The following is a 4966-nucleotide window of genomic DNA, read 5'->3' as shown; positions in this document are numbered from 1 at the left end:
CTGCGGCGCGGCGCTCCCGGGGAGGGGGATGGCGGCGGACTGGGGCGCGGCGGTGCCCGGGAGCGGAATGGCGGCGGGCTGCGGCGCCGCGGGGGGCGCGGCCTCGGGAGCTTCAGCGCCCGCGCCATCGGCCTTGATGGGGAACGTGGTCTGGCACCGGGCGCACTTCAGCTTCGCGCCGCCGGGCGGGATCCGCCTGTCATCGATGTTGTAATTCGTCTGGCACGACGGGCAGGAGACTTTCATTGTTTTCCTTCGACGAGACCGGCTGGCGCGCGCACGCGCATGAATGACGGGGGCGGTGCGATGGTCCGCGCGGCGCGTGCAGGCTAGCAGAGCCGTTTCAAGCCCGGAAAGAACGCGCCCCTGGGGCGCACCGCCGTCACCCGGGCGGGCAGGAGGGCGGGCGCCCGGCAACACCAGCAGTGTGCGTCCCTTTTCCAGGGGCCCTCCCGTGGTGGTAGACCCGGCGGGTCATGGATCCCATCGTCATCCTTGGAGCGGGCCTGGCGGGCCTGTCCACCGCGCACTTCCTCAAGCGCCCCTGGCGCCTCATCGAGAAGTCCGACCGGGTCGGAGGCCTCATCAAGACCGAGGTCATCGACGGGTGTTACTTCGACCCCACCGGCCACTGGCTCCACCTGCGCGACCCGGAGATCCAGGAGCTGGTCAACACGCTCTGGCTCCCGGACCAGCTGGTGCGCATCCAGCGCCGCGCCGCCGTCTTCTCCCGCGACACCTTCACCCGCTTCCCCTACCAGGTGAACACCCACGGACTGCCGCCGGAGGTCGTCGCGGAGAACCTGGTCGGCTACGTGGAGGCCATCTACGGGGAGAAGGGCCGCGCCCTGCGCGAGCGCGAGCCCGTGAACTTCGAGGAGTTCATCCTCCGCTACATGGGCGAGGGCTTCGCGAAGAACTTCATGCTGCCCTACAACCAGAAGCTCTGGACCGTGCACCCGCGCGAGATGTCCGCCGCGTGGGTCGGCCGGTTCGTGCCGCGCCCCACCCTCAAGGAGGTCGTGGACGGGGCACTGGGCGCGGGCAGTGATCAGCTGGGCTACAACGCGTCGTTCCTCTATCCGCGCGAGGGCGGCATCGAGAGCCTGGCGCGCGCGATGAAGCAGCACCTGACGGGCGGCGAGCTGAGCGTGCGCACCGAGCCCGTCTCCATCGACTGGAAGGCGAAGCAGGTCGCACTCTCCGACGGCCGCACCGTGCCGTACTCGGGGCTGGTGTCCTCCATCGCGCTGCCCCTGCTGGTGGACCTCATCGGGAAGGGCGCCTCCGGCGTGCCGGACGAGGTGCGCGCCGCGGCGAAGCGCCTGCGCGCCTTCATCGTCACGTACGTGTGCGTGGGGGCCCGGGGCGCGAACCGCCAGCCGTGGCACTGGATCTACCTGCCGGAGCCGGAGTTCCACTCGTACCGCATCGGGGCGCCGTCGGCGGTGTACGCGCCCCTGGCCCCTCCCAACACGGCCAGCTTCTCCGTCGAGTTCAGCCACCACGGCGAGCTGTCCGTGGCGGACGCGGAGAAGTACGCGGTGGAGGACCTGCTGCGCTCGCGGATGATCCACTCGGCGGACGACGTCCTCTTCACCAAGGGGCGGGAGATTCCCAACGCGTACGTCCTCTACGACGACGCCTATGGCCCCGCGATGGCGGAGGTGAACCGCTTCCTGGAGCACGCGGGCATCCTCACGGCGGGGCGCTACGGGAAGTGGGAGTACTCCTCCATGGAGGACGCCATCCTGGGCGGGCGGGCCTGCGCCCGGACGCTGAACGGCTGACGCAGGGAGTCGTCTCCTGTCGACGGTGGTCCGGGGCCGTGCTAGGCCCCGAGGCCTTCCCTTCGCATCTCCGGACCCATGGCCCTGCACCTCTCCGTCGTCATCCCCGTCTACAACGAGGAGTCCATCATCGCCCAGGCAGCCGAAGAGCTGCGTCAGGGGCTGGATGCTCGCGGGCTCGACTACGAAATCATCTTCGCGGAGAACGGCTCGCGCGACGCGACGCCCCGGCTCCTGGAAGAGCTGTGCTCCAAGAACCCGCGCCTGCGCTGGTTCCACTCGGAGACGCCCAACTACGGCGTGGCGCTCAAGGCGGGCATCCTCAAGGCCCGGGGCACCTACGTGGTCTGCGATGAAATCGACCTGTGCGACCTGACCTTCTACGACGCGGCGCTGCCCCGGCTGGAGCGCGGCGAGGCGGACATGGTCGTGGGCTCCAAGGCGGCCAAGGGCGCGAGCGACCAGCGGCCCCTCATCCGCCGCGCGGCCACGCGGGTGCACAACAAGCTGTTGCGCGTGGCGCTGGGCTTCCAGGGCACGGACACGCACGGCCTGAAGGCGTTCCGCCGGGAAGCGCTGCTGCCCGTCATCCACAAGTGCGTGGTGGACATGGACGTGTTCGCCAGCGAGTTCGTCATCCGCGCGTGGCGCGAGGGGCTCAACGTCATGGAGATCCCCATCCAGCTCCATGAGAAGCGCCAGCCGTCCATCCACCTGTTCAAGCGCGTGCCCAACGTGCTCAAGAACGTGGGCAAGCTGTTCTACGTCATCCGCATCCGCGGGACCTGAGCGAGGGACTGCCCCATGCCGGCAGCGCGACTGGCGTCCATCTCCGTCGACCTGGATTCGCTGCCGCACTACTGCCGGATCCACGGGCTGCCCGAGTCGCTGCTCGATGAGCGCGCGCGGACGCTGATCCACCGCGTGGCGGTGCCGCGCTTCCTGGAGCTGCTGGCCCAGGTCGGCGTGCCCGGGACGTTCTTCGTCATCGGCGAGGACCTGGAGGCGGACCCCGGCGCGGCGGACGGCATGCGGCGCGCCCACGCGGCGGGCGTGGAGGTGGCGAGCCACAGCCACGCCCATGACTACGCGCTCACCCGGCGGGGCCCGGATGCCATCGCGGAGGACCTGGCGCGGGCGGACGCGGCCATCCTGAAGGCCGTGGGCGTGCGGCCTTCGGGCTTCCGCGCTCCGGGCTACACGCTGAACGCGGACCTGTACGCGGCCACCGTGGCGCAGGGGTACCGGTATGGGTCCTCCGCGTTCCCGGCGGCTCCGTACTACGCGGCGAAGGCGGCGGTGATGGGGGCGCTCGCGGCGCTGGGGCGGCCGTCGCGCTCCGTGCTGGACACCCCGCGTGTGCTGCTGGCGCCGCGCGTGCCGTACCGGCCGGACCCCGCGCAGCCCTACCGGCGCGGCTCGGGAGCGGTGCTGGAGCTGCCGATGACGGTGACGCCGGTGGTGCGCTTCCCGTTCATCGGCACGTTCGCCACGACGCTGCCTCGCGGCACGATGCGCGCCGCGTACCGCACGTGCCGGGCGGACGCCTTCTTCAACTTCGAGCTCCATGGTGTCGACGTGCTGGACGCCACGGACGGCATCCCGCCGGAGCTGGTGCGCCAGCAGCGCGACCTGCGCGTGAGCGCCGCGAAGAAGCTGGAGCGGCTGCGCAGCATCTTCCAGTGGCTCAAGGACGACTTCGACGTCGTCACCCTGCGCGACGCGGCGGGGCAGCTGTCCGCGTCGCTCTGATCAGCGCGCGGCCTTCAGCGCCTTCCAGTCCGCTTCCGCCTGATCCGCGTAGGCCTGCGCGAAGGCGACCAGCCGCTTCGTGGCCTCCTTCGTGTCGCCGCCCACCCAGTCCTCCAGGCGCGTGGCCTGCGCCTGCGTGTTGCCATGGGCCCGGGCCAGCACGACGCCGGCCTGCTCGAAGGTGGAGCGCAGGGCCTTCTTCTTCCCGAGCACGGCGTCGTCCAGCCTGGCCTTCTCCGGCTCCACCTCGCGCACGAGGAAGGCCCGGCCGCCCATCTCCACCGCGCCCGTGAGCGGGTTCACCGCGCCGCCCAGCTCCTCCTGCGCCTTCACCACGTCCGCGCCGTTCGCCGGCACCGGCGGCGACGTCACCCCGGAAGCGAGCAGCTCCTTCAGCTCCAGCAGCACGGGCGGCGCCTTCGGATCCGCCGCGCCCACGAGCACGTAGTCGCGCTCCAGGCCGTAGCTGCTGCCACCCGCGTCCAGCCGTGCGGCCAGGTCCAGCACCTTCAGGGGCACCGCCACGCCCTCCGTGCCGTCCAGCGTCTTCTCGTAGGACGCCAGCGCCGTGCGCACGGCCGCCTTCTGCTCCGCGTCCAGCGGCTTGAGCGTGTCCGACTTGAGGAAGTGGGGCCCCTTCGCGCCGTCGAGCTTCACGTACTTGGACAGCAGGTCCTTCGCGGACGTGTCGCGCGCCTTCCCGATGAGGTCCTTCACCGCGCCGGAGGACTCCTTCTTGTCCAGGAAGGCCCCGGGGTTCGCGTCGCCGTCCGCCAGGAGCTCCAGCGTCTCGAAGTAGTTCTTCGCGAGCGCCTCCACCGCCTTGGCCTGCTCTCCGGGGGACAGGCCCGCCTCGCGCGCGGTGAGGACGGCGCTGGTGGCCAGGCGCGTGAGGTCCGCCTCCGGCGACGCCGTGCCCGTCTGGTCGAAGTCGTTGAGCCCCCACACCGCCTTGCCGTCCGGGCCCCGGAACGTGCCCAGGTTGCCCACGTGCGCGTCGCCCACCACCCGGATGTCCGGCGCGGGCCGGTCCGTCAGCCGGGCTTCCTGCGCGTATGGGCCCCGCAGGTCCGCCTGGAACAGGGCGGGCATGGCGCGGAACATGGCGGAGGGGCTTGCGCGCATCTGCGCCAGCTTCTCCTTCAGGCGCGCGGGCGGCAGGTCCAGGCGCGCGTTGAAGTCGCGCACGAAGGCCACTGCCTGGGCGGGCTCGCGCTCCAGCCCGGACGCCTGGGCCTGCTTGGGGGCCGCGGCGTTCACCGCCACGGTGTTGCCCGTCCGTGACGTGGTGGCCTGGGGCTGGAAGTCGCTGACGTTGGACGGCAGCCGGCCCGCGGAGGCTCCGGAAGCGAGCGTCAGCACCGTGGCGGCGACGGTGGAGCCAGGGACGGACGTCCGGGAGGGGGACGAGGGCTTGGGAGGGA

5 protein-coding genes are annotated in these 4966 nt (G+C 71.5%); 3 read left to right on the top strand and 2 right to left on the bottom strand.

The window, feature by feature from the left end; all coding sequences use genetic code 11:
• Positions 1-246: zinc-ribbon domain-containing protein (locus D7W79_RS38685; protein ID WP_208729955.1), on the bottom strand; the 246-nt coding region annotated here is incomplete at its 3' end.
• A gap of 230 nt (positions 247-476) precedes the next feature.
• Here D7W79_RS38685 and D7W79_RS38680 point away from each other — a divergent pair.
• The 3 genes from D7W79_RS38680 to D7W79_RS38670 all read left to right on the top strand — a co-directional run bounded on the left by D7W79_RS38680 (position 477) and on the right by D7W79_RS38670 (position 3542).
• The gene (locus tag D7W79_RS38680) at positions 477-1790 is read left to right on the top strand and encodes a protoporphyrinogen/coproporphyrinogen oxidase (RefSeq protein WP_120530256.1); all 1314 of its coding nucleotides are present in this window, start codon (positions 477-479) and stop codon (positions 1788-1790) included.
• Between the two features lie 78 nt (positions 1791-1868).
• The gene (locus tag D7W79_RS38675; protein ID WP_120530255.1) at positions 1869-2579 is read left to right on the top strand and encodes a glycosyltransferase family 2 protein; all 711 of its coding nucleotides are present in this window, start codon (positions 1869-1871) and stop codon (positions 2577-2579) included.
• 15 nt (positions 2580-2594) lie between these two features.
• Complete coding sequence (locus D7W79_RS38670) at positions 2595-3542, top strand: polysaccharide deacetylase family protein (RefSeq protein WP_120530254.1); 948 nt, start codon at positions 2595-2597, stop codon at positions 3540-3542.
• On the opposite strand, the gene D7W79_RS38665 is transcribed toward D7W79_RS38670, so the two are convergent.
• The coding region (locus D7W79_RS38665) for a DUF2252 family protein (RefSeq protein ID WP_120530253.1) at positions 3543-4966 on the bottom strand (1424 nt) is incomplete at its 5' end.

Origin of the sequence: Corallococcus exercitus (genome assembly GCF_003611585.1) — a bacterium.
Taxonomy (GTDB): domain Bacteria; phylum Myxococcota; class Myxococcia; order Myxococcales; family Myxococcaceae; genus Corallococcus; species Corallococcus exercitus.
This window is presented reverse-complemented; position numbering and strand designations above follow the sequence as displayed.

Coding starts and splice junctions, on each gene's coding strand:
- D7W79_RS38670 (WP_120530254.1), top strand. CDS start 2,595: ATGCCGGCAGCGCGACTGGCGTCCATCTCCGTCGACCTGGATTCGCTG.
- D7W79_RS38680 (WP_120530256.1), top strand. CDS start 477: ATGGATCCCATCGTCATCCTTGGAGCGGGCCTGGCGGGCCTGTCCACC.
- D7W79_RS38675 (WP_120530255.1), top strand. CDS start 1,869: ATGGCCCTGCACCTCTCCGTCGTCATCCCCGTCTACAACGAGGAGTCC.